This window comes from Chitinophaga sp., assembly GCF_035538455.1.
GTDB lineage: Bacteria > Bacteroidota > Bacteroidia > Chitinophagales > Chitinophagaceae > Chitinophaga.
Genome location: NZ_DATLKJ010000058.1, coordinates 1 through 25148, shown reverse-complemented (window position 1 = coordinate 25148; position 25148 = coordinate 1). Strand labels below are relative to the sequence as shown.

Sequence of the window (25148 nt, the reverse complement as noted above, 5' to 3'; positions counted from 1 at the left end):
GCGCTGCTTCATTTACCGCGTATATCCTCTGCAACCGGCGAACCGTTTATAAAAGATTAAAGAAAGGGCCGCCGTATATTAAGCCAATAGCGGCCCTGTAACCGTCAGGTTATGTTGAACCTTCCTCTTTTTTTTCCACTTCTGCCAGAAAATTTTATGTAAAAAATACAAGTGTCAGTGATGAATATAATACCCTCTTCCCAATGTGCTCTCAATTGATTCAGGCAACAGCCTGTAATCTTTTCGCATATTCACGGTTCCCAATAGCTCCCCTGTTTTCACATCCACTACGCTGATAGTACCGGCATTCAGATTGGGAAGATTCAGCAGGTTATTCTGTATAGCAACCACAGCACGTCCGGAGCTGGTTTTAAAGAATGCCATATGATGCGCCCCCTTGTCTGCCGGCAGTGTTTTCACTTGTCGCAATTCCGGCAGATAATTCAGATCATAGACCAGCACTTTACCAGGCTGTCCAAAGCTCACATATAAAAATTTATCGTCTGCTATATAGAATTCCAGCGCCCAACCGACTCCCTTATCACTTCCCTTCACTACCCGTTTGAAATCATCATATATGCCTTTGCCAACATTATAGGCAGCTATCCATATATCGCCCCCCAACATCGTGGTAGCCAGCGCATAGGGCGGATATTCATCGCGGAGCAGCAGTACCTCCACCGGAGAAGAGAGATCTTTCGCGCTATCACCCAGGCGGTATGTTTTCAGTATATCATAGGTATTAAGATCTATCAGCGTAGTGGTATTGCCAACACCTGACCTGAGATCAGGGTGGATGGTGGAGGTAATCATCACGAGATGCTTCTGCTCATTCATGGATATCCCATGCGGATACATGATGAACTTATTGTTGTTGGAATCATAGGGAGCACGGATAGTTTTCATGAGCGCATTGGTTTGCGCATTAAATACACCCACACTACCATCCCGTACGCCGCCGAAACCTCCCATGAATGTTACCCAATACTCCCCGTCCTTTGTAAAGAAGATGTCTTCACCAACCGTATTCTGACCGGTATTCACCGGGATAGCATCCTGGACAGACGGATACCCATTACGGTCCCAGCGCACTTTCAGTTCGTATAAATATTTGCCGCCGAGTGCAGTTGTAAACAATCTTTTTTCATCCCGGTTAAAATACAGGTGGTGCGGCAATACGCCAGCGCCAAGCTCCTGTTTGCTGGTGATAAACCCGAAATTGGGCGACTCCGGATCAAGTTCCATCACGGCTATACCATCGGGACCGCTATCAAGATTCCTGTAAGCTATAAAAAACAGGGTCTTCTTCTTCAATGATGGATCAACAATTTTGGAACATGCCGTAACGAAAGCTGACAGCAGGAATAGTATCCCCGCGGTGAAACGTAACCGCATACGATAACTTTGATGATCATAAAAGGCACAGGTTCATACGACTAGTGTGACTTACGTGCATGAATACCTGATAAAACTAACTCATCATATTGAAGTGGGACCGCAGTACTTATTTCTTTCCGTTCTCGACACTTTTAAGTTCTTCTTTCCTGTCGGTTTCAAAGTTATACCTGTCGAAATTTTCTGAGCCGGGAATGGCCAGGGAAAATCCATTCAGCGGGTCTATCTCAATGACTGTTCCTTTTCTGACAATAACATCGATGATATGACCGCCATGATTTTTATCTGAAGATAAAAAATGGAAATGATAGCCGTGAATACTCAGTGCTTCCAGGTACAATGGCAACCGGTATCCTACCAGATCGCCGGTAACATGCGGGAAGGTAAAGAAATGCTGGCTGCCCAGCATGCTGGCTAATGGCTGCCAGGGTTGTGGCGGCGGCGGGAATGCTCTCGTTTTCACGCTATCGAACGCACCGTTGATATGGATAGCATAAATTGTATTGGGATGTTGCAGGGTACTGTCGAGATAACGGAATAACTCATTCTTGTTCATCGCATAGGGCACGATGATACGTTGTTTGTTTTTAAAGAAGGTAACCATAGCAAGTGAAGTACTGCCAGTATCTTTTACCTCGAAGGTGCGGCCTGTATATTGCGTCTGGTATATTTTCCCATTGAGCATAACAATCTCTCCATCCAGTTTATCCGGTGCACCCAATCCGAAATCACCGTGTTGCTTCAGTTGCGGATAAGAATAAACAGCATGATAAAGGCCTCCGATAAAAGCACTGGCAACGCCGGCCTGGAACAGTGTACCACCAGTCTTTTCTGCTGATGTTTGTTTTGGCTGTGCAGTCATTTGCAGAGAAAGCATCAGCAACAGGCAGGATAGTATTATTCTCATGGTTGATATCTTTTATCAGAATGTTTAACGCTTGAAATATATAAAACAGCCATAAAAATACATACCAGACGTGATAACTTTTAATTAATGTTCTATCGGCAAAAAAATTACTAATTTTTTGCTCTAAACTTTATAGTTCTATGAAATTTTTGCCAAATCTGAACCGGGCATTCGCGATTGGCCTGATCGCACTGTCACTTGCTTCCTGCACTAAAGAAAAAGCCAGTGAAGCTCCCCAGCAAACACAAAACAAAGCTGTCACTGAAACGATCGGCGTTGCCGAGAATTTTGACACAGGCACTAAAGGCGCCTACGCCACCGGCACTGTAACCCTTAGCTCCGGCTCCTGGACCTTCAACGATGCATTACTCGGTAACCTGAGCACCGACGTGAAGAATGGCGCACAGGCAGCACGCGTACGCAACAGCGGTAAGCTCACCATGAACTTCAACAACCCCAATGGCGCATCAACCGTTACCATCAGCCATGCGAAATTCGGCTCCGATGGCAGCAGTGCCTGGCAGCTCTGGTACAGTACCAATAACGGCAGCACTTATACGCAGACCGGTGGTACTGTCACTACCAGCGGCAGCACACTGCAAACAGCTTCCTTCACCCTCAATGTACAGGGTAACATCCGTTTCGAAATCCGTAAAACGGATGGCTCCTCCAACCGTATCGATTTCGATGATTTCACCATTAATAACTACGGTTCTTCCGATACAACCATAGTAACACCTAAAGGGAAACGTTTCCTCTTCGACGCTACCAAAGCAGAAACCGCCGGCAATGCCGACTGGGTGATCGATGAAGATAATAGCGTTCCCCAGCGCTTCCCCACTCCAGCGCAATCCGGCATCACTTCTTCCACCGCTGAAACCTACTGGACCGGCGCTATCTCCAGCTGGGGCATCGCACTGGTAAAAGCAGGTAATACCGTAGAAACACTGCCTTCCGGTACCGCGATCACCTACGGCAACACTTCCAATCCGCAGGACCTCTCCAACTACGATGTATTTGTAGTAGATGAACCTAACATCCTGTTTACCGCCGCAGAAAAAACAGCGATACTCAACTTCGTAAAAAATGGCGGCGGCCTGTTTATGATCTCCGATCATACTATCAGCGACCGCAATAACGATGGTTATGATTCACCCGATATCTGGAATGATCTGATGTCCAACAACTCCGTACAAACCAATCCTTTCGGCTTCAGCATCGATCTTACAAATATTACTGAAACCAGTTCCAACGTACTCACCGGCAACAGTACCAATCCTATCCTGCATGGCTCACAGGGCAATGTAACGCAACTCGACTTCCACAACGGCGCCACTGTTACCATTGACCCCTCTGCCAATGGCACTGTGCAGGGCCTTATCTGGCAGGGCAGCTACACCCAGGGGAACACGCATATCATGAGCGCTTCCTCTACCTTCGGCAGCGGACGCGTATATGTGGTTACCGACAGCTCTCCCATTGATGATGGTACCGGCGCACCTGGTAACAACCTCTATGTAGGCTGGTCATTGTTCAGCCATCCGGCCCTGTTCATGAACGCATCCCTGTGGCTGGCTAAGCTGCAATAATCCTCGCAAAGGCGCTAAGGGAGCAAAGAACACAAAGGATATTTTAAGAAGGTAGAGAACTGTTTTACAGCCCGCTATATTATTGAGCACTGCTAAATAGTCTTATAATCTTACAAAACCTTTGCGGTCTTTGCTCCTTTTGCAGCTTTGCGTGAAAAATTCCGCCAGAATGACATCTTTCCATTCTGGATAAATATTTGAAGCCGTCCCCGCATGGATACTTCATTAACATTTCTCTCGCACAGTACAGTAAACGATGCAGCCCTGCTGGATGTATACTCCCAAACCATAACAGGTGTAGTAGGGTCCGTTGCTGAGTCGGTGGTACATATAGAAGTACAGAAAAAGAACAATAACTCCCGGAACCCCGACAAGCGACCGCAAACCGGCACAGGATCAGGGTTCATCATTTCCTCTGACGGGTTTATCATTACCAATAATCACGTAGTCGAAAATGCGGAAAGCATAAAGGTCTCTTTTGTAGACGGAAGGAAAGTGAATGCTGAAGTAAAGGGAGCTGATACTTCTACAGATATTGCCGTACTAAAGATTGATGAAAGCGGCCTTAAAGCCATGCAGCTGGCCGATTCTTCTTCCCTGCAGGTAGGACAGATAGCCATCGCTATCGGCAACCCAATGGGCCTGCAGTACACGGTTACCGCCGGTGTGGTCAGCGCTTTGGGGCGTACACTCCGTGCCAGCAATGGCAGGTTGATCGACAATGTCATACAAACCGATGCGGCCCTGAATCCTGGTAACAGCGGCGGACCACTCGTCAACTCCCTCGGGCAGGTGATAGGCGTAAATACCGCCATGATAGCCTCCGCTCAAGGGTTATGCTTCGCCATTTCCTCCAACCTCGCTGCTCAAATTGCAGGACAACTCATCTTGCATGGCAGAGTAAGAAGATCACAGCTGGGCATTGCCGCACAGCCGGTAAACCTTACTCCACGCATGATCGCAGCCAATAAACTAGACGTAAAAACAGGCGTCTATGTATTCGAAATTGTTCCTGATGGCAACTTCTATAACAGTGAGCTGCACATCGGCGACATCATCATTTCATTCGACAATCACCCCGTTTCATCTGTAGACGACCTGCACCTGATGTTGTCAGAAAAGCTCATCGGCAAAAGAACAGAAGTAGAGATATTGAGAGGAGGGCACAAGATGACAATACGTGTAATACCAGGAGAGATCAGGAACTAGTTCTTTTTCTCGCAAAGAGAGCAAAGATCTTTGCTCTCTTTGCGAGAAAAAAACTACCGTATACGCTTGTTCAGCACATCCAGCTGCTCCTGCTGTTTAATGTTTTCTTTTTTCAACTCCAGTATGTAAAGCGTAAGCTCTTCCACTTTCTGCAGCAACTTCTTATTCATTTCACCCAAATCAATCCCACTGGCTTCTACCTCCTTTGCAGAAGGGATTTCCGGGAGATGCTGATGTTGTCTGATGTATTGTTCTACTTCCTGTAACGGTGGTAATTTGTATTGCGGACTAAATACAAAGTCCGCCCAGGATTCCTGTGTAACCTTTATTCTGCGCGCAGCAAGCACACCTTCAACGGCAAGCCTGTAATTGGATTTAGGGGCAGTTCCGATACCAACATTTCCATTTGCATCTTTGGTTACGATGGCATTCCAGTTGGTCCAGGTTCTGTTATCTATTTTATTGCGGTACCTTAATTCTCCCATAAAATTAGCCTCCAGCTGAAAAGGGCCTGTTGATGTACCTGGAGTTGCAAAACAAAACAGGGATGCTATATGTTTGCCAGGATACATTACACTGTAGAAACCATTATCAATCGCTGCATCAATAGTGGTTTCAGTTACTCCGCCCCGGTACTGCATAATATTGGCCAGGTTCAAATTACCGCTATGCCAGATCGTGTTCCAGTCACTCCATGCGATGTTGTCCCGTCTGTTACGAAATCTCAGCTGTCCCCAATACGATGTTTCCATCTGGAATGTTCCTACGGAGCTGGACGTTGTAAAAGTTAACATAGATAACACATGCTTGCCGGGATAATTCACCGTATAGAAACCATTCTGTATACCATCGTCCATTGTGGTTTCTGTCAGTCCACCGCGAAATTTCATGTAATCATTGTCCTGAGCTACAGATACAAAATGCAGTCCCGTCAGCAACATCAAAGTGCTAAAGATCTTCTTCATTATCATAGGTATAAAAATAAAAATTGATGAAAGAAAAGGTTAACTGTATCTTTCAAAAGTAATTATCAGACCAGGATAAAAGAAATTTCCTGCATTAATTTTTACCAGGTAGATAAAATCAATGCAGGAAAATATACACGATAGCTGATTATTCAGGTTTCTCCAGCTGAACTAAAGCGTTGTTGATGTTGGGTAATTGTTCCTTTACTAATCTTGTATGACCGTAGTTATTTACAAGATCCAGCAGCATTTGTTTACCGGCAGCCAGATCGCCCGCCCGCAGCGTCTTTGCGGCTTCCTGGAATAGTTGTTCTGCAGCTTTATGGTCTGGCTCCCGCTCCGGGAAATACTTGTACTCAAAGACCTCCCACAATTCCTGGCTCCAGGGCCAGTTAAGCTTTACATTCTCAACGCTCATCCCCTTCAGCAACGCAGGAAAAGATTTCCCCTGAAAAGCAGGTTCCAGTTGCTTCACGATACCACAAACACCAAGGTATATATCAGCCGCAGCATCTGCCAGATCCTGCGAAACTGGGCTACCATTCAACCGTTGCACATAATTATTCCATTGCTTCCAGAAAACATACAGCATTCTGTCGCCAGGCGGATTGGCAGCAGACAATTGCCGGTAACCATTATACAATGTTCTCAGCCATCTTTCTGTATTGGCCGTGTCTTTACTAAGATACTTACCCCACATACCGGAAGGATTCCTGAACAAATGTTCGAGAATGAGATAAGGTAATGTAGCAGCAGAATCTGGAGCATCCACCGGCAGGTTACTGAATACATCGTAAACCGCCTCGCCCGGCTCCATCGCAAACACCAGTTCGGCTACCGGCCATTGATGATAGGGGCAACCCCACCCCTGGTATTCCCAGTCGTTCAATGTGTTCCAACGCTTTTTGGAGTGTATTTCGGGCTGATTATGCAGCATGTAGGTACTGTAATGTTCCTGCGTAAAAAGGCTCAGCAGTTTTTCACGGTAAGCTGAATCAATATGTCCGGTTTGTTCCAGGTATTTTCTGACGGTATAGATATTTTCTCTGTCCTGCGCCACCAGCAGGTAATCCAGGCTGAGTTGCACCAATTCCGGCGTGGTGAGTTTACCGGTGGTCATGATCTGTACGAGCGGTTGCAGGTAAGCGCCGGATTTCGGCATGCGCAGCAACATACTATACAGCTCTATCACCTCCGCCTTCTTCAATGTTCTGTTGTTCCAGGCATCTTGCATGAGCCGTTGCGCATCCATAACAGCGGACATTCCATTCTTGCGGGAGATGGTTTGTTTGAAGGCGGGCAGGAAAGCGCCGGTTTGATCAGCTTTGTCAGTCCCTTTCAGTAACCAGGTAGCACCGGTGAGGGAGATGATATATGGCAGCTCGCCACGTACTGTTGCATCTTGCTCTGCCATCCCCCCCAGCAGCTGTACCCATTCGTGCAACGGCTGCTGCGGGTACCAGGCAATATGACGATACAATGCTGTAATCAGGGAAGGCGCCAGTTGTTTAAAATCAGCTTCCAGGGTCTTTAGCACCTGGTATATCCTGTCCAGCTCATAAATGTCTTTAGATTGCTCCAGCAAAAGACCCATACTTCTCTTCAACTCTGGTTCGTCTGTATAGGCAAATGTCTGCAATCTGGCTGTAACTTGTTGTTTCAGGGATTCAGGGAAATAAGCCCCTTCCAGTATCTCACAGCATACCTTCAGCAGCGCCTTCCGGTTATGATCTGTTACAGCTATCTGCAATACAGCTTCTGTCAGCCGTACCTTCAAACGATGATCGGTTTCCGATAAGGCGAGCGTTATCAACAAGTCTTCTGTCTGTGAGGATTTACGGCCGGTCAGCAATATTACTGTCACCAGGGCGCTGCGTAACGCTGCAAGCGGCTCCGCTTGTATAGCTGCTGCCAGCGCAGGTTCCAGTTGTTCCCTGTATTGCTGAAATTTGTTGGTTAGCAAGGGTAATACTGCCTCACGCACATATGGATTGGTATCTTTCAGTGCCGTGATGATAAGCGCTGGCAGATCACTATGCTGCAAAAGTGCGAGCAGCTTTATCTTCAGGCCCGCGGATGTGGTCTGTCCGAACAGACTGCTGAAGCCTGTTTCCAGCTCCGGATACGCGGTAAGCCGGCCAGCTACCAGCGACAATAACTCCGGCTGATCAGGCATGCGGCGCAGGGCGGCAAATATGCCCGCAAAAATATCAGCGTCCATCTGCCGGATGCCAGACAGCAATCGGATGACCGCATCTCTCACCGGCAGGCTCGTTTCCAGCGGCAACATCGCTGTCAGCGCCAACAATGTCTCAGTATCCCAGGCGGCAAATCCGGAGATGAAGTTAACCGCTTCGAGTCTGATCCCCTCCCTTTCCAGCGGCCCCAGGAACAGCACCGCCAACTTAGCTGCATGGGGCTGTTTCAGCTGCCTGACCAACTGCAGCAACACATAACGTACAGGAAAGGCCGCCTGCGGTATATAGGTTGCGATCTTTGTAATAGTATCATCCGTTTTGCGGACGCAACGTGTGAGGCCTTCAACACTGGCCAGTTGTATGTCGGTGTCAAGATCATGGAGCATCGTCTCTGCCAGTATCTCCTGTACCTCATCATCATATGCAGCAATGGCTGCAAGACGCTGAACTGCCATCCATCTCAGGGCACGCTCCGGCTCCAGGCAGGCAACATGCGCAAATGCGTTGATATAAGCTGCACGGTCTGTAAGTCGTGCAATATCAACATCTGCCAGCAGTTCCAGCATCCGCTGTTTAATGGCAATGGTAGTTTCTGTACGAACGGCAGCAGCGAGCCTCGTTACAGCTTCATCTGTTTCCAGGAAAGGACGCAGATCGTTAAGTGCCTGCAAACGCTCTTCGGTATTACGTTCTGCGGAAATTAATATATCGAATAAGGCTAATTCCTCCGGCATAATTCACTAAAGTAAAGTTGAATAATCTTTATATGCTTATCAATCGGCAAAGCCCGGCCCCTCTTCTACAATGGGTGCTGAAGCCTGCGGCGCAGCTGTACGTAACAGTTCTTCTGCATCCACTATACAGTTGCGGCAAGCCTCCCGGAATAGCTGTTTGCAATCAGCATCCTCCTGCATCCCAGGCGCCTGTACAACAACTTGCAGCAACTGTGGCGCCGGCGGCCAGGTACAGTTCACAGAAAGGTATTTCAGATAGGGAATAATACCCGCCGGGTTGCCGCTTTGCAACATCCGCTGTCTGAACTCCTCTTCCAGCTTATCTTTCCAGATCATCTTCAGCACTTCATCCAGTTGTATCATATTGATATAACGACCCCGGGTTTCCAACAATCTCCACAAACCTTCACGAAGCTCGTCACAGGAAGTATTGCCTTTTATGATCAGGAGATACGCTTTAAACTTCGACTCGTTACCGAGATCTGTGTGCAGCAGCTGATTCAGCGCGTAACGGCACATATCATCATCCACGCCCATATTAACAGCGAGGAAGCTTAGGATGTCTATGTCGCTGAGACTCTGCTGATACAAGCCGCCACTACCGGCGGGATTAATGCAGGCCCACAGAATCCTGTGCGCCATCTGCGGATTATCCTGGAAGAACAACCAGATATTCGGGAAGATGCCTTCCAGATCATGCGTTACATCTGCCTTATGCAACCACTGCTCCCAATTGATATGTTCCCCTCCTGACTGCGAAACAGCTTTCTCCTGCACACGGTTGCATACCGCCCCAAGCGCATCATCTGCACCCTGATCTGTTATTTTGCTGAACACCTGCACGGCAGCGGATGGCAACACCGGGATACAACTGATCTTCTTTGCCAGCAACAACCGCAGCTGATGTGGTAGTTCGGGATGCAATAATGCGGGTGCTGCAGCTGCCAGTACTGGCGTATTGCTCCTGGCAAGTGGCAGTAACAACAGCCCTCTCACAGCCCATTCCCTGATCTGTGGCGAAGGCGCATCCAGTGCTTTCAGATAGAAATTATTCAACTCATCACCGAAGCTTACCGCCTGCGCAATAGCGCCCAGTATCGCCGCTTTGCACTGATCGTGCTGCTCGCGTTCATAAGCTGCCTGGAATTTTTCAAAGAGCGGCAGGCGGTAAGGTACCATTCTGCCAAGTATATGGTATATGCTAACGGCTACGCCTATAGGAAGATTGGTGTCCAGCAGTTGCCACAACGCGTCTGTTAATGTTGCATTCTTTTCTGTATAGGGCGCCAGCAGGTACAACAACTGTGTGGCGGCTGCTGCTTCTTTCTCTGCCAGCAGGGCTTCGCAGAGGTAATGAATAATATCAGGCGTCAGCGACATGCTGTATTCAAATACCCGCAGTGCAGCCGTCTTCACGGTAGCATCCGGGTCCTGCCTGTACGCATGCAGGATCGTATCGGTGACCTGCACGCTACGGATGCCATGCACTGCCAGCAATTGGATACCACCCCTTCTGATGTCCGGGGATGAATCAGTTCGGACCAGCGCGCACAGAGCTTCTTCCGGCACCAGCGATCTATCGGAACAGTAACGCAGTACCATATCTTTAATCGCCGCAGGTTCTGATGCAGACAAAAGCTGTGTGATGCTTTCCCCTGTCAGCCCGTCCTGCAACAAGAGGCGGTTCAGTACAAAGTACTTATCCGTGGTATCAATGGCGGGTAGTATGCTGTTATAAAAAACCAGGTCTTCTTCATCTGCATCAAATGGTATCAGCAGCCAGGAGAGTATCAGCCTTGCTGTATCTGCATTGTCCTGCTCCTGATAGAAGCTCCGCAGCCGTTGCCGGGCTGCTTTCTCCATCACTGAAAACTTTCCCAGCAGGGGCAGTATAATATCGCGGGCTTCATCCTGCTGCAACATATCAGACAACAGACCTATAAAATGTACTTTATCAGGAATGGCCTGTAATCCACAACAGGCAAGGCGATAGAGCATATCGGCCCTGAGTTTTGTATCAGTTTCCGCTTCAATGGCGGCAATCCATCTTTTTATTACTTCCGGGTCATTAAGGTAATGACTGGCAGTGGATAGTAATGAATACTTTGTTTCCGTGTCGGAGAGCAGCACCATGTCCATTATCGTCAATGCCTGACCTGTACCCGCTTTTCTTCGTTCTCTTATATCGTCAAGTATATGGCTCATAGTTATCACTTAAATGTTAATTCAGGGGGTTTGCAGGGTACCTGGCTTCAATCCGGACAAAGCATCCGCAAGCGTTGCCTGCTGATCCGTATCCAGCGGCAGTTTCGTGAGTGCGTCCAGGGTACGTTGCCTGGTTAGTGTATCAACCAGTTCATTCTTTACAACAGTCAGCAGCACATCAAATTTCTTTTCCACCCCCGGGCGCAGATACCCATCGAGGCACAGACGCACAAGATCGCGGTCTGTATCATATTGCAGCACGTCTTCCAACGCGGGGACTATCTGCGGATACAGTTCGGCTGCATTGGCAAGGATACCGGCGCAGGTAACACGGAACGGCGATCCCGGCTCTGTCAGCTCCCGACAGAATACATCCGCCAGTTGGGGATGGCGCGCTACTGACAACGCCTTCACCTGGTTGAAAAGTGTTTCGCGCAATGCGTCGCTGCGTTCTTTTGCAAACAGCTCCAATACCGGTTCCAGCACCATGTCTATCTTCACCTTTCCCAGTAACAGGTCCAGCACCTTTTTACGTTGTGCGGTATTGGGCAATCCTTTGACGCTGTTGATCAACAGGAGGCTGATGCTTTCATCACGTCCTGCATAAGGTGCCAGCATGCCCACCAGCAAGTTGAATTCCGTATCGTCGAATACACCGGGATTACCGGAGAATGCGTTCGCCACCGCGCTCCTGATCTCCGGCAGGCGCATCACCGGCTTCAGCATATCCAGCAATGCCAGGCGCACGCCTGCAGAGCGGTCTGCAGATAATTGCCCAGCCAGTTTTACCAGCAGGCTACTGTCCGGTTCCGGTAATTCCTGTTGAAGTACCACCGCTGCGCGGCGTACCTGCTCATCTCCGTCCTGCGAGGCAGTCCAGAACAATTGCAACACGACTGTCTCATCCCAGGGCTTGATCCGCGACAAGGCTGCGAGTGCGGTTTCGCGGGCATAAGCATCATTGTCTGTACGCAGTATACTGATCAGCACCGGCGCATATCCCGCATCCAGCAACTTCGCAGTGGCCAGCCGGGAAAGGATGCGGAAGCGGATATTGCGGTCGTTCTTAACATCAAGGTATGGCTGCAATCCGGCTACCATTGCACCACTCCACACAGGGCATTGTTCTGCGAGATCCAGTGCCTGCGATTGCATTAGCGTAGGTGCGTTGACGTTACGCTGCAAAGCAGCGAGCGCTACTTCTTCTGTAATGGAAGGCAGTGAAGTGATAGCGTCCTGCACGGCAATGCGTTCTTCCTCGCTCAGTGATTCTTCCCGGTTTAGTTCAATGAAGAAAGATCCCAGCCGCTCGTCCTGGTGCAGACTGTCCTGCAAACGATAGAGCAGCGCAGTTCTCACTGCCCGTTCTTTCTCCTGGCGGAAGACATTCATGAGCGCGCTGAACAACGCGGCAGTGTCAGGGAAACGGGAAGTGTTCAGTGCGGAAAGGAATTGCAACAGTTGGTCCCTCGTTTCCTTATCTTTTGTAAGCGGCAATACTTCCAGCAGTGCGGTGGCCACTTCAGGCACATGCAGATTCCTTGCGGCCAGTTGTATGATCTGTGCTTTGATGACCTGTTCTGAATGCGGACTGCCCAATACCTTGCGGATAAGCCCTGGCAGCGCGTTATCGGGCTTCTGTGTCGTTTCGTTCATTATCTGTGGGTTATTTTCAATAAAAACTCAGGCCATTGCAATGGCTTCAATCTTTGCTAGCGCTATGAAGCAACGTTTCCCGTCATTCATCCTGAGCTCTGCCACGTCAGGATAAATATTGGCTACAATACCATTTAGGATTGCATGGGTTAAATAAACACTCAAAGGTTGTTGTTCTGATTTGCTGTTCTCCAGCAGGGTTAAGAATATCAATGTGATTAATTTATTAACGTGATTAATTATGGTTTCTGCATTCTCTTACAATCATGCTATGTTCGTTTCAAAATTATCATTCCCATGCAATCACACCAAATAATCAAAAGTTAAATCAGGATGGCACAATGATTATTGCAGGTAGTGCCGTACAAGTTCTTCCCATTCCTGTTCCAGGCCGTATCCCGGTTTGGTGGCAGCGGCCCTGCTATACCAATATTCCGCATTCCATTCATCGCCTTCCACGCGGTGAAGATAGGCATGCACCCGGGCGGCATCACGGCCGGGAAGACTGTCTACCAGATCGTGCGCCGCTTTCCAGTTGCCCTTCCTGTCATACCACAACGCCTGCAGGTATACTGAACTGTTTGCAGGCGGATGACTATTTTCCAGTGACGACATGAATACTGATAATTCCATATGTGATTTTTCTGGGTACATTGTTTTATCATTGTGAATATAAGGACTATTTTATTTTAACCTCATGTTTCTTCGTATCCTGCTTTTCTCGCTTATACCCGTAGTTACCATGATGGCAGGCGGGATCATCGCATCTGTAAAACAGCCCGGCGGCAATGTCCGCAGCCTTATCCTGCACTTTGCCGCCGGCGTGGTGTTTTCAGTGGTAGCTGTAGAACTGCTTCCGGATATTATCAGGAATCACGCGCCCCTGCAGGTGATCATCGGTTTTACCGCTGGGCTCGTAATGATGATACTGGTAGGGAAGGTGACGGGAGAAGGGAAAGAAAACGGAGATAATCCTGGGAAACGACTGCCAATGGGACTTTTACTGGGGATAGCCGTAGATATTTTTATTGACGGATTATTGCTGGGGATTGGATTTACCGCCGGGAATACCGAAGGTATGTTGCTGGCCATCGCATTATCTGTAGAGTTATTATCGCTGGGGATGGCCACGGCTGCGGAATTCGGCGCACAGGGAATGCGCCGCCGTAAAACAATCGGACTGATTGCTGTATTGGCCCTGCTGTTCTTTATAAGCGCCGTGCTGGGCGCCACTTTACTGCACAATCTCAGCGACAAAGCCATGGAAATCGTGCTGTCGTTCGGATTATCCGCACTGCTGTTTCTTGTTACAGAAGAACTGCTGAAGGAAGCGCATGAAGAAAAGGAAACGATCTGGCATACTTCCTCCTTCTTTCTCGGCTTCCTGATCTTCCTCGTGTTGGGAATGGTCATGTAAAAATTTTCCCGATCTCGTAAACAGCCACAGATGTATCTGCTATACCTTTGCGTCCTTAATCAAAAAAGTATAGCAGATCAATGCGCAATACGCACCTACTTGTCACACTGCTCCTGGGCGCCTCTCCTGCCCTGTATGCACAGCAGTTCAACGGGAGTCACGACAGCACCCTTGTTGCTAAAAAACAAGACAGCACACGTTTATTGAATGAAGTGATTATCTCTGCGGGTCGCAAGCCGCAGAACATCAATAATATTCCTTCTTCTGTAACCATCGTAAACCAGAAAGCCATTGCCGCAGATATGGCCATATCTACAGATATTACCGATATCCTGGCTAAAGAAGTGCCAGGCCTGGCGCCCGGCTCTCAAACCAGCAGCAACGTTGGACAAAGCCTCCGCGGCCGGCCGCTGCTGATCATGGTAGACGGAATCCCGCAATCTTCACCGCTTCGCAACGGGGAAGTGGACCTCCGTTCCATTGATCCTGCCGTGCTGCAACGCGTAGAAGTAATCAAGGGCGCTACGGCTATTTATGGTAACGGCGCCGCTGGCGGACTTATCAACTACATCACCCTCAATCCCCCTGTTGGCGGCAAAACACTCTCCGGTAAAACTTCCATCAATTTCACCGGATCATTGGTCTCGCCTAAAAATACTGCCGGGGGCAGGATTGGCCAGAGCCTCTACGGCAACTATAAAAAGTTCGATTACGCCGTAAGCGGTGTGTACGAACAGACGGGGGCTTTTAAAGATGCCGAAGGAGATGTGATAGGCCCCAACTACAGCCTTGGTGAAACCGAAAGCTACAATGCTTTCGCCAAAATGGGGTACCGCTTCTCTTCCAGCAGCAAGCTCCAACTGATGTATAACTATTACGGCAGCCGGCAGAACAGCAATTACACATTGGTAGACGGTAACTATGCCGAGGGCCGCAAAGCCACCGGCGTACTGGGGAAAATGGCCGGCGTACCTACCGGGGTGAAAGGCAATCATAACCTGCACCTCGTATATCAACAGGATAATCTGCCCGCACATACCTCCCTCACCGCAGATGCTTATCTCGAATCAAGGGATGATGTATTCTATGTATCCATTGGCCGCTTCGATGGCGGCGATGGCCAGTCGAGAGGCGTATCCAAAAAGAAGGGACTCCGTTTCTTCCTCAATACTCCGCTCATCAGCCGCAACCCCGTACAGGGCGAAATCTCCTACGGTATCGATCTTATCAACGATAGAACCTCACAACCACTGGTGGACGGCAGAACATGGGTGCCTGAAATGAATATGTTTAACTGGGCGCCATTTGCACAGGCCGGGTTCACCTTCTTCAAAGACTGGATACTGAAAGGTGGTATAAGGATGGAAAAAGTAAATATCGGTGTGGATGATTATACTACGCTGCGCATTACCAACGCCAGCGGCGCTACCGTTACGCCCAGCTTTAACGTGAAAGGCGGCGCCCTGCGGTATACCGCCACCACTGCCAACGTAGGCTTGCGTTACAACCGTTTTGCACTGTTTGCCCCCTACATCAGCTTCTCTCAGGGATTCTCTGTATCTGATATAGGACTGGCGCTCCGGGATGCCAAAGTGAACACTATTGCCGGCATCAACACAGAAGCAGTACTGATCAATAATTATGAAGCAGGCTTCTCTACCACCTGGGAGAAACTGCGGTTTGAAGCCAACGCCTATATCAGCACTTCCAGGTTAGGATCTGAGATGGTATTTGACGCCGCCACCGGCTTATTCAACGTAAGCCGCTCTCCCGAAAAAATATATGGCTGGGAAGCCTCACTGCAATACCAGGTGCTGCACAACCTGAATATCGGCGGCTCCTACAGCTATGTGGAAGGCAAACGTGATATAAACGATAACGGTAAATACAATGATCCGGAAGATACTTACCTGAACGGCCGCAGAATACCGCCACAGAAGTTCACAGGCAATATCGAATACAGTCCCGTCTCTACGCTGGATCTGCGTTTACAGTATGTTGGCATCGGCTCAAGGTCCCGTTTTGAAAAGAACAGCAAAGGCACTTACAACGGCAACGAAGGCCCCGTAAAAGCTTACAACCTGTTTAACTTCAGCGGCAACCTTAAATTAACCAAAGCCACCATGCTGACCATGGGTGTGGAAAATCTCTTCAATGAAGATTATTTCCCCGCCAGAGCACAGTGGTTCATGATTCCCGGCTTTTATGCAAAAGGAAAAGGAAGGGCATTTAATATAGGCCTTACTGTTACCTACTAATAACGACAACGCATATACTATATCAAGGCTTCCGGTGACTACAAACCGGAAGCCTTTTTTGTGTCGTGGGTAACACTTTACAAAGAGCGGTGAACATCCGGCCGGTAGATCTGCATGATGGGCTCCGGATTCTTCACCCTGCAAAACCAGTTTAATAATTGCATGCGTCTCTGCATCGGACTTCCCTGGTCCGGTGAATTGCAGCAGAAGCTGAAACAGTTGGGCAGAATAACATCACTGATGTTATAAGCCATCTATCTTCACGCTTCGTGATCAAAGGAATCACACAGATCAGAATGTTCTATTAATACCCCCAGCTCACTCGTAAGTTGGGTTTCATTGTCTTTACCTTCTTCAAACCAATGACTGGCGCCTTCATTATCTTCCTTGCATACGAGGAAGAGCACGCCGTCATGACCATAAACAGCAAAATGGTCTTCACTCATTTTTTCTACAGGGAGTACCTCGTGGTTGTACTCGATATTGTATATGTACATAGCTGTAATTTTTACATAAAGCGCCACAAGCACTGTGCCCGGTTCTTAGCGCTTCCGGGAAAATATTGGTAACTTGAAATCCCTATGCGTCTGCAATCGTGTGTCTGCACAAATTCAATTAACATTTAAATATCAATTTTATGGTAACTGCACAACTTCCGGGGCTTTCCTGCCCTTTCCCGGGAAACATGAATCCCTTTGTAAAAAAATCTGATCTCCACACTGCCAGCTGGGTCAGAAAACTGAACCTGGTAACCGATCACAGCGTATGGCAGGGTTACCAGCAACAAAAGTTCACGTGGATGGTAGCCAGAATGTTCCCGAATGCCAGCTTATTTGCGCTTAACATCGCGTCTGATTTCAACACGCTGCTGTTCCTCTGGGATGATGAGATAGACCGTATCTCCGGCGATGGCCACTCAGAAGGCTTTGAAATGCTCGTCAGGCGGATACTCGACATCCTCAAAGGTAAAAGTAACCCCGCGGCCGAGGCTGCCTCTCCTATCCTCATCGCTATGCGCGATATATGGAAACGTATGCAGCAACTGGGCGACACTCCCTGGCAGCAACGTTTTGCCAAAAGCCTGCAGGCTGCATTCACAGCCAACAGCTGGCGCATGCAACACGTTACTGACCTCAACGCCATTTCACTGGAAGAATACATGGAATATCGCCCGGGTATTGGCGGCGCCAACTTCTTCGTGGATCTCGCCGAAATCATGGAAAACGTTCACTTACCTGAACACTACTATGCTGATCCGCTGGTGAAAAAGCTGGCCGCCTATTGCAGCCGCACCATCTGCTGGGCCAACGACATCTTCTCATTCCCCAAAGAACTGGAACAGGGGGATGAACTAAACCTCGTAATGATGATGAAAAACAAAAAGCAACTGCCGCTGGAAGATGCCATCACCGCCGCCGTAGCTGTTCACGACAATGAAATACAGGAGTTCCTCCATACAGCAGAAGTATTACTGGCACTAAGTCCTGCGTCCGACAGGCCATTGCTGGGAAGATACATTCTCATGCTGGAACATATGATGGAAGGAAATATTTCGTGGAGCACTAAAGATACCATACGGTACAATCAACTGCAATTGGTGGGATAGTGATGTAGCTATTTTTTTATGTAGTTATTTAAGTATCGAAAGAAATCTCCTTCAGTACTTAAATAACTACATAAAAAATAGCTACATCACTAAATCTTCCAACACCTGGCTCATTGTATTGCCCAGCGCCTTAAGATCGATGGGTTTGGTAATATAGCCGTGAGCGCCGGCATGCAACATTTCATGGATAGATTCGGGCATCGCATCGCCGGAAACCGCAATCACCCGGACCTCTTCAGACAACACCAGCTGACGCAGACGCGCCAGTAATTCCAGGCCATTCATCTTTGGCATATGGCCGTCGAGAAAAACCAGGTCTGGCTTTTCTTCCATAATCTTTTCCAGCCCCTCCTCTCCGTTGAAGGCCGTACTCACCTCACATTCCATATGTTTCAGAAAGCGCACAAGCACCAGGTTACTCATTTCATTATCATCTATTACCAGCGCCCGGACGCCTTTGAAAGACCTGAGCCTGATCGTTCTGGTCTCATCCCTCGGGACACAGGTCACATCTGCGCTCACTAATGGCAGCTTCACAGAAAAAGTGGCGCCTTCCCCGGCCGGACTGTAAACATCAATAACGCCTCCCAGCAACTCCACATAGTTCTTTACAATAGGCAGGCCCAATCCGGTACCCCCCAGTTCATTGTATTCAGATACAAAAGGCGTGAATATGTCCAGTAATCTCTCAGGAGCAATGCCATGCCCGCTGTCTTTCACCTGTATCTCCCAGCCTTCGTAAGCGCGGCTCATCTTTACCTGCACCGTGCTGTTCTGCACCGTGAACTTAATGGCATTGAAAAGCAGATTATTCACGATCTGCGTAAGTTTTGTTTTATCTGCTTCTATCACCCGCGGCAAGTCTTCTTCTATCCTCAGTTCAATCTTCACATTCCGGACATTGGCAATGTACTGATAGATGCCCGTTACTTCCAATGCCCAGTCACGCAGATTGAAAACATCATGAACCGGAGTAGTCGGGATGCCATCCTGGATACGGTATAGCTCCAGGTTGTTGTTAAGTATCTGCAATACGTTATAGGAAGCAGAATGCAGGTGCTCTACAGAAGATTTCAGGTCCTTGTATTCCTCCCCGTTCTGCACCTTCATCAGTAATTCCTGGGCAATGCCATATACTGCGTTGAAAGGATTACGGATCTCATGCGATGTCTCCATCACGCGCCTGGCTTTGATCTTATCGGCCTTTTCCAGGTCGGCGGCCTTGCGTTGGAAATAGTTGTTACTCTTTCTCAATGCACGTACATACACGGCTATTGTCAGCATATTCAGCAGCAAAATGGCCGGGATGGCTACCCAGCGTATCCTGAACTGTTCATGCTCAGTATTGACAATCGGCTCCACAAAGCGGTAATAATAGTTCAGCTCACACAGCACAATAGAAACAATCGCTACACAGATACTTCCTATGATCAGCGGCTTCCGTTCCCTGAACACCGTGAGCGCCGCTCCCAGCAGGAAAAGGAATAACAGGTGTACTTCCGTGAGCATCCCCATCAACGCACTGAAATACACAACAGAAGCGTTGTGGATGATCGTCATGCCAATGGCAGCGGCATTGTGCAGCCCGAACCTGTTCAGTCCGAGGATGATCACAAATAGCGCTGCTTCAATATAAGCGGGTAATAAGATCCGGATGTTGTCTGTAAGAAAAAAAATACCAGCCCCGAACAGGAGACACAGTATAATGGAGGCCAGACTGAAAATATTTACAGTTGTGATTGTTTTCCTTTCTTCCTCACTGCGAAGGTGTGAGGTCCCTGTATTAATAATTCTGCTGACTATTTTAAAGGGCCATATCGTTTTACCTGAGAACATTAGGACAGTGGTTTTTTGAGAGGGATGATGCATATCGTTGTGCTGTAGGATTCTCCCCTTTCAGTACGAAAATTAACAAATTTCCGAAAGTATTGGTAAAATATTTTAGCACCCCTCTGGTAGCGGGTTTTCTCCTTTGCGAGAAAACCCTCAATGTACAGGCGGATGCGTCAGATACTGCAATTCCCTGACTTCTTTTTTCCCGTCTCCGACCATCTCCTTCAGAACAACGATCAGCTGAATTACCTGATCCAGCGTAGCCGGATCTGTGATCTTTGCATCACTGCCTACCTTCGTTCTCACAGCCGGAATCAACAACTGCGTTTCGGCCGTAATGCTCGATTCGATGATAAGCAACGTACCAAGTAATGACTGATGCCCCATAGAGCCGGCTGTGGAAGCGGTGATCAGGGCAACGGGCTTCGGGGAGAAAGTCATCGCAGACACCCCCCAGTCGATCGCATTCTTCAACGCCCCCGGAACACCGCCTGCATATTCAGGCGTACAAATGATCACCGCGTCAGCTGCCTTCACCTGCTCCCGGAAACGGGCTACTTCCGCAGGTGGTTGATTTTCATCAAGATCAGGGTTGAATGGAGGAAGCGCGGTAAGCCCATCGTAAAAGTGCAGATCAAAAAAATCTCCCGCCAGAACGGCTATAGCCTTGAGCAGATTCAGATTGGAAGAGAATGTGCGCGTGCTGCCGCAGATAGCGAGTATATTCAGATTGTCGGGCATTTGTTTTTTTTTCGGACCAAATATAATATTCTTCAAAAATAAAATCCTTTCTACTTATCGCTTCCCTGTTCAACGCTTTTCTCCGGACTGCCCCATACATCCTGGTAATAAACTGCATTACTGATCTTCACCCCGGTAGTATTACGGAAGCCCAATATACTGCCGGCATCCCTGGCCTGCACAGCCCGGAGGCCGGAAACCAGCAGGTCAGTCACATCATCCGTAAACACTGCAAAGCGGCTGTCGCGCTGCTCATAATTAAAGGAACAGTTTTCGATGGTAAGCGCCTCAACATGCCTGGCCCATAATCCATAAGAGGGCTGCACTTTCAGGTTAACAGCATTATACTGCCCTACCCCCAGCTCTGGCGGGTATTGCTGCCTGTCTTCCACCACGTTGCCTCCCTTATCGGTAACGTGCACGTCTCTGAAAACCACCTGCCGGATATAACCGGTATGCCTGCCGTCCGGCAGTTTGAAATGCAGTCCGCCGGCTACTGCCGTATCATCTGGCAGCTTATACCCCGCTACAACGGAAGTAATGCGCTTCTGCGAACCGTCATAGGCTTTCCAGCGCTCGCCGTTGAAAGAACTGCCACCATACACTTCGCTGATGTCAATACCATTGAGCAGGATATTTTCCACCACGCCGATATTGACATTCTTCACCAGCAGCTCATTGCGCTCTTTTCCGTTTTCACGGAAAGTATACCCCCCCGCTTCGGCGCCTAAAATGCGGCCTCTGTTGGAAATAGAAATAAAAAATGGTGTAGCGGCGCGCAGCATCTTCGACCGGGAATGCAGCGGCCCGGTGTGGCCACAGTTCAGATGTATATCCTTCACATGCGCGCCATCATTTGTAGAGATGGAGAAACCGGCCTTGTTGGCGCCCAACACATAAATGTTGTCTACGCAGATGTTGGTAATATCGTCCGCTGTTTCAGAGCCCACCTGGAACAGGTTGCAGTTGGTATCACCAATGATATTGCGCACCTTGTAATCGGTCGCGGGGCGCGTGAATCCCAGCGAACAGTCAGATCCCGGCTTGATGATGTCATCTGAACTCACACGCGAGTAGATGTTGGTAGCCCATACATGGCTGCATCCCATAAAATCATATATATCCCTTGCGCCGGACGGGTTCTCTTTACCAAACCAGGTATCATGCACATATAGGCTGTCGGTACCAGTAGCCAGCAGTACAAAGTGCCCGGCACGATCGATGTGCAGCATGTTATCCGTATCCGCTATTTTCGTATGCCCGTTACCGATATAGTACGGCCGGTCATTGGCTTCATCATACCACAAGTCTTCCTTCCTGTATAAACCACCGATCTCCACATTGGTGCAGAGCTTGAATACAAACATCTTGTCGGCCCGCTTATCCGGCGCATTATTCATTACTTTATCGCTGGTAGAAAGATTCCCGTTGCCGGTGATGTAGCCGTTGCCGATGATCTTCACATTATCCAGCCGCTCACCAAAAAACATCGCATTCCGGAAATAGTGATGCCCCACGTCCTGCTTGGTAAGATAGTTTTCAGGATCCTCATAAGGACCAGTGTCTGTTGGAGAAAGCCCGGAGCGGTAGTCCCTGTCGCAGAACCAGGTGGTTTCCGGAGCATCCGCGCCCTTAAGCGCGCGGATAACGGCGCCTTTCTCCACGTAGAGATACACGTTACTTTTGAGATGCACAGTTCTTACGGAGTAAGTTCCTTTACTGAAAAGCAATGTTCCGCCACCCAGACGGTGCAACGAGTCAATCGCGTCGTTCACCTGTAACGTATTGTCTTCATTGTCTGCGCCGGTGGCGCCGAAGCGCCTGATGTCCATCCTGCCGGTGTAATGCCACGCTGTATTGGAAGTACCCTGAAATGGCCCGTTCTTCACCTGCAGACGAAAAGCATATAACTGTTCCCGTTGAAGTCCGCTGACTACCGCCTCCCCATTTTTCACAGTAGCCTGCGCCTGGCTCCAGGTCCGCCCTTTATCAACCGATTGCATAACTATCACAGAAAAAGGCCCACCCGGGCTGGTCCACAGGAAGCGGGCTGTTGTATAACCATCCGCATTATACCGCAACGACCGGTCCGGTTCCCGGCGGAAATCCGTCAGGCTGCGTATCCCCGTCAGCGTGGCGGTCTCAGCTCCTGTACCTGCGCTCGTGAGCATTTCGGGTTTCGAAGTAGTGTAGATCGCTTTGAAAACGTAATCGCCGGCACGGCCTACCGCTACATTATTCAGTACCACCTTCAGATCCGCGCCATTCGCCGGGCGGAGGTCCAGGTGCCGGAAAATGAGTACCGTAGTCCCGTCCGGTTGTTTCTCCACTGTGCCCGCTCCCACTTGCCGCCAGGGGTAAAGTGAAGCCACCCGGCCCACAGACTGTGTAGCGAGGCCTTTCAGCTTTACATCCCCACGGCCGATAACGTTAACGGTAATGTCAGGTTCCTGCACCACTATACCGGCAGGTATCATGATCTTAACCGTAACATCAGGACTGCGCTGCCCCGCCGTAAAATACAGCGTCAGCGACTGCCCCGTACCAACAGTAATGTATGGCCGCTCCAGTTCCAGCCTGCCGCCTAATGCCTTTTGCTCCGTAATAAGGATATAACGCCCGCTGATATGGCCGTCGGTAGCAGCTACCAGCAGCTGGTCGCCGTCATACACACGGCCGCCGGCCCTTTCCGTACCATCCTTTCCCACTATTGTATAGCGTTGCGGGCCAACAGGAATGAGTTCTGCAGGTAATTGTGAGAGGTCGATACCAGTGGATATAACCCCGGCGCCTTTCTCTGTATCCGTGGTATATAACTGGGTACGGCCATTTACCAGTACCAGGGTGTCACCGCTGATGCGGGCGATATGCGGCGCATAGGGTGCAGTGACAATATGCTGTGCGCAGACAGTGCCGCCAGCCAGGAAAGATAGTAGCAGGTAACAGGATAGACGTAACATGCTATTTAGTTATTTTGGTATTTAGTTATTTAACTATTTGAAATGCAGCGAAGATCATATTCTGTTAATAACATTTGATGATCTTCGCTGCATTTCAAATAGTTAAATAACTAAATACCAAAATAACTAAATAAAATCAAGTCGCTTCAGTTTCTCCGGATCAATCACGTTATTAATACGGGCAATAGTGTTGTCGGCAGACAGTTCAAATACCTGGCACACTGCCAGCTGCCCTTCCTTGTAATAGAGGAATGCAGGCTGGTGGTTGATTTCTGCGATTTCCACCACCTGGGTAGTTTGGTAAGTTTGATATACCAGTGCCAACAGGTTGGCCACGTCTGCTGCACCGGTACAGATTTTCTTCACCACATTCAGATTCGGGCCGCCGTCAGCAAAGAAGGTAATATCTTTTGAGAGCATACTTTCCACCCGGTGCACATCACCGCTGCGGATAGCGCTGATGTAGTTTTCCAGCACGCCCCTTGAAGCACTGTTCAGCAGCTTCACCGGTTGTTTGTCTAATTTGATCTTGCTTTTGGCCCTGCTCAGCAGTTTCCTCGAATTCTCCACCGTGCAGGATAGCGAGACCGCAATTTCTTCATGCGAATACCCAAATGCCTCTTTCAGTATAAATACAGCCCGCTCTCTCGGGTTCAGTTGTTCCAGCAGTACTAACATCGAATAAGACACAATATCACGCATATTGATGTTGGTATCTGCGGTATCAGTCGCCACAGGTTCCGGTAACCATACCTCCCCATACTGCAACTTTCTGCGCTTCTTCCGCATATTGATAGACTGGTTGATCACACTTCTGATCAGGTAATTCTCCTCGTTCTCTATTCCTTCTTTCTCCGTTGTATAAAAGTTTGACAACACATCCTGTATAGCATCCTTGGCATCTTCGGAAGAACCCAGAATATTGTAAGCGTATGGGAATAATCTCTTTTGATAATCTTTCATCTCTGGCTGTTTATATGGACAGGAATCCGGCGCGATGATAATTTTTTTAGCTGAATAAATCAAAAGACGACGCCACATACTCCACCTCTTCAATCACAGGTTCCACTTCCAGCCCGCTGGCATCACGCTCCTGCTGAAACGCTTTGAACACCGGGTTTTCCAGCAATGTCTGCTGTGCACGATCGCTTTTGAATACACCAAAGTGCATGAAGGTCTTGCCGTCAGGCGCGATGAATACGGTGTAGCGGAGATCAGGGTCATTGACTCTTTTAAGATCTGCAAGTGCCGCTGCTACGTTTTCTTTGTTACGTTCTGCGAAGGAGGCTTTTACGGTATAAGTTGCTTTTACTGCTTTCATGATTATTATATTTTATTGTTGTTTGATGTAATAATTTTTAGTCGATCCGATATAGCGTTTAAACGGTTTGTTACAGATAGGACAATCAGGTGTCACAAAACGTGACAGGAAATTTGATTTTTTTTAAATCAGGATTATTCATTAATTTAATATA

At 48.6% G+C, this 25148-nt stretch carries 18 protein-coding genes; 5 read left to right on the top strand and 13 right to left on the bottom strand.

Annotated features, from left to right (window positions below; genetic code table 11):
- Positions 1 to 174 precede the first annotated feature (174 nt).
- Both VM802_RS07295 and VM802_RS07290 read right to left on the bottom strand, forming a co-directional pair.
- Positions 175 to 1395, bottom strand: coding sequence for a YncE family protein (locus VM802_RS07295; RefSeq protein ID WP_325529164.1), 1221 nt, complete (start codon positions 1393 to 1395; stop codon positions 175 to 177).
- Between the two features lie 109 nt (positions 1396 to 1504).
- Positions 1505 to 2302, bottom strand: coding sequence for an acetolactate decarboxylase (locus VM802_RS07290; RefSeq protein ID WP_325529163.1), 798 nt, complete (start codon positions 2300 to 2302; stop codon positions 1505 to 1507).
- Positions 2303 to 2442: 140 nt separating this feature from the next.
- Between VM802_RS07290 and VM802_RS07285 the strand changes: the two genes are divergently transcribed.
- Together VM802_RS07285 and VM802_RS07280 are read left to right on the top strand one after the other, a co-directional pair.
- Positions 2443 to 3891: a hypothetical protein gene (locus tag VM802_RS07285; RefSeq protein ID WP_325529162.1), complete on the top strand. Its 1449-nt coding sequence runs from the start codon at positions 2443 to 2445 to the stop codon at positions 3889 to 3891.
- A gap of 213 nt (positions 3892 to 4104) precedes the next feature.
- Positions 4105 to 5100 (top strand): S1C family serine protease, encoded by a 996-nt coding sequence (locus VM802_RS07280; protein WP_325529161.1) that lies wholly within the window; start codon positions 4105 to 4107, stop codon positions 5098 to 5100.
- Between the two features lie 53 nt (positions 5101 to 5153).
- On the opposite strand, the gene VM802_RS07275 is transcribed toward VM802_RS07280, so the two are convergent.
- The 5 genes from VM802_RS07275 to VM802_RS07255 form a co-directional block, all read right to left on the bottom strand.
- Complete coding sequence (locus tag VM802_RS07275) at positions 5154 to 6065, bottom strand: hypothetical protein (RefSeq protein ID WP_325529160.1); 912 nt, start codon at positions 6063 to 6065, stop codon at positions 5154 to 5156.
- A 148-nt stretch (positions 6066 to 6213) separates the two neighbouring features.
- Complete coding sequence (locus VM802_RS07270) at positions 6214 to 8997, bottom strand: hypothetical protein (protein ID WP_325529159.1); 2784 nt, start codon at positions 8995 to 8997, stop codon at positions 6214 to 6216.
- Positions 8998 to 9036: 39 nt separating this feature from the next.
- On the bottom strand, positions 9037 to 11202 hold the full coding sequence (locus tag VM802_RS07265; protein ID WP_325529158.1) for a hypothetical protein: 2166 nt from the start codon (positions 11200 to 11202) through the stop codon (positions 9037 to 9039).
- A 21-nt stretch (positions 11203 to 11223) separates the two neighbouring features.
- Positions 11224 to 12858 (bottom strand): hypothetical protein, encoded by a 1635-nt coding sequence (locus VM802_RS07260; RefSeq protein ID WP_325529157.1) that lies wholly within the window; start codon positions 12856 to 12858, stop codon positions 11224 to 11226.
- A 345-nt stretch (positions 12859 to 13203) separates the two neighbouring features.
- The gene (locus tag VM802_RS07255) at positions 13204 to 13491 is read right to left on the bottom strand and encodes a hypothetical protein (protein WP_325529156.1); all 288 of its coding nucleotides are present in this window, start codon (positions 13489 to 13491) and stop codon (positions 13204 to 13206) included.
- Positions 13492 to 13555: 64 nt separating this feature from the next.
- Here VM802_RS07255 and VM802_RS07250 point away from each other — a divergent pair, with 64 nt between their 5' ends.
- Together VM802_RS07250 and VM802_RS07245 are read left to right on the top strand one after the other, a co-directional pair.
- On the top strand, positions 13556 to 14275 hold the full coding sequence (locus tag VM802_RS07250; protein WP_325529155.1) for a ZIP family metal transporter: 720 nt from the start codon (positions 13556 to 13558) through the stop codon (positions 14273 to 14275).
- 80 nt (positions 14276 to 14355) lie between these two features.
- Complete coding sequence (locus VM802_RS07245; RefSeq protein ID WP_325529154.1) at positions 14356 to 16533, top strand: TonB-dependent receptor; 2178 nt, start codon at positions 14356 to 14358, stop codon at positions 16531 to 16533.
- Positions 16534 to 16793: 260 nt separating this feature from the next.
- On the opposite strand, the gene VM802_RS07240 is transcribed toward VM802_RS07245, so the two are convergent.
- Positions 16794 to 17030, bottom strand: coding sequence for a hypothetical protein (locus VM802_RS07240; RefSeq protein WP_325529153.1), 237 nt, complete (start codon positions 17028 to 17030; stop codon positions 16794 to 16796).
- Positions 17031 to 17170: 140 nt separating this feature from the next.
- On the opposite strand from VM802_RS07240, the gene VM802_RS07235 reads away from it, so the two are divergent.
- Positions 17171 to 18139 carry a terpene synthase family protein gene (locus VM802_RS07235; RefSeq protein WP_325529152.1) on the top strand — a complete coding sequence of 323 codons (969 nt, stop codon included), beginning with the start codon at positions 17171 to 17173 and terminating at the stop codon, positions 18137 to 18139.
- Positions 18140 to 18220: 81 nt separating this feature from the next.
- Here VM802_RS07235 and VM802_RS07230 read toward each other — a convergent pair whose 3' ends face one another.
- The 5 genes from VM802_RS07230 to VM802_RS07210 form a co-directional block, all read right to left on the bottom strand.
- Positions 18221 to 19975 (bottom strand): ATP-binding response regulator, encoded by a 1755-nt coding sequence (locus VM802_RS07230; protein WP_325529151.1) that lies wholly within the window; start codon positions 19973 to 19975, stop codon positions 18221 to 18223.
- Between the two features lie 150 nt (positions 19976 to 20125).
- Positions 20126 to 20713, bottom strand: coding sequence for an NADPH-dependent FMN reductase (locus tag VM802_RS07225; protein ID WP_325529150.1), 588 nt, complete (start codon positions 20711 to 20713; stop codon positions 20126 to 20128).
- Positions 20714 to 20763: 50 nt separating this feature from the next.
- On the bottom strand, positions 20764 to 23673 hold the full coding sequence (locus tag VM802_RS07220; protein WP_325529149.1) for an endopygalactorunase: 2910 nt from the start codon (positions 23671 to 23673) through the stop codon (positions 20764 to 20766).
- A 126-nt stretch (positions 23674 to 23799) separates the two neighbouring features.
- Complete coding sequence (locus VM802_RS07215) at positions 23800 to 24636, bottom strand: sigma-70 family RNA polymerase sigma factor (RefSeq protein ID WP_325529148.1); 837 nt, start codon at positions 24634 to 24636, stop codon at positions 23800 to 23802.
- A 46-nt stretch (positions 24637 to 24682) separates the two neighbouring features.
- Entirely contained in the window at positions 24683 to 24994 is a 312-nt protein-coding gene (locus tag VM802_RS07210) for a hypothetical protein (protein ID WP_325529147.1), read from the bottom strand.
- Positions 24995 to 25148 lie beyond the last annotated feature (154 nt).

Excerpts from the sequence above, each read along its gene's own strand:
- VM802_RS07235 (WP_325529152.1), top strand. The coding sequence starts at position 17,171 with ATGGTAACTGCACAACTTCCGGGGCTTTCCTGCCCTTTCCCGGGAAAC.
- VM802_RS07240 (WP_325529153.1), bottom strand. The coding sequence starts at position 17,030 with ATGTACATATACAATATCGAGTACAACCACGAGGTACTCCCTGTAGAA.
- VM802_RS07250 (WP_325529155.1), top strand. The coding sequence starts at position 13,556 with ATGTTTCTTCGTATCCTGCTTTTCTCGCTTATACCCGTAGTTACCATG.
- VM802_RS07230 (WP_325529151.1), bottom strand. The coding sequence starts at position 19,975 with ATGTTCTCAGGTAAAACGATATGGCCCTTTAAAATAGTCAGCAGAATT.
- VM802_RS07220 (WP_325529149.1), bottom strand. The coding sequence starts at position 23,673 with ATGTTACGTCTATCCTGTTACCTGCTACTATCTTTCCTGGCTGGCGGC.
- VM802_RS07255 (WP_325529156.1), bottom strand. The coding sequence starts at position 13,491 with ATGGAATTATCAGTATTCATGTCGTCACTGGAAAATAGTCATCCGCCT.
- VM802_RS07215 (WP_325529148.1), bottom strand. The coding sequence starts at position 24,636 with ATGAAAGATTATCAAAAGAGATTATTCCCATACGCTTACAATATTCTG.
- VM802_RS07260 (WP_325529157.1), bottom strand. The coding sequence starts at position 12,858 with ATGAACGAAACGACACAGAAGCCCGATAACGCGCTGCCAGGGCTTATC.
- VM802_RS07265 (WP_325529158.1), bottom strand. The coding sequence starts at position 11,202 with ATGAGCCATATACTTGACGATATAAGAGAACGAAGAAAAGCGGGTACA.
- VM802_RS07275 (WP_325529160.1), bottom strand. The coding sequence starts at position 6,065 with ATGAAGAAGATCTTTAGCACTTTGATGTTGCTGACGGGACTGCATTTT.
- VM802_RS07270 (WP_325529159.1), bottom strand. The coding sequence starts at position 8,997 with ATGCCGGAGGAATTAGCCTTATTCGATATATTAATTTCCGCAGAACGT.
- VM802_RS07290 (WP_325529163.1), bottom strand. The coding sequence starts at position 2,302 with ATGAGAATAATACTATCCTGCCTGTTGCTGATGCTTTCTCTGCAAATG.
- VM802_RS07210 (WP_325529147.1), bottom strand. The coding sequence starts at position 24,994 with ATGAAAGCAGTAAAAGCAACTTATACCGTAAAAGCCTCCTTCGCAGAA.
- VM802_RS07225 (WP_325529150.1), bottom strand. The coding sequence starts at position 20,713 with ATGCCCGACAATCTGAATATACTCGCTATCTGCGGCAGCACGCGCACA.
- VM802_RS07295 (WP_325529164.1), bottom strand. The coding sequence starts at position 1,395 with ATGCGGTTACGTTTCACCGCGGGGATACTATTCCTGCTGTCAGCTTTC.
- VM802_RS07285 (WP_325529162.1), top strand. The coding sequence starts at position 2,443 with ATGAAATTTTTGCCAAATCTGAACCGGGCATTCGCGATTGGCCTGATC.
- VM802_RS07280 (WP_325529161.1), top strand. The coding sequence starts at position 4,105 with ATGGATACTTCATTAACATTTCTCTCGCACAGTACAGTAAACGATGCA.
- VM802_RS07245 (WP_325529154.1), top strand. The coding sequence starts at position 14,356 with ATGCGCAATACGCACCTACTTGTCACACTGCTCCTGGGCGCCTCTCCT.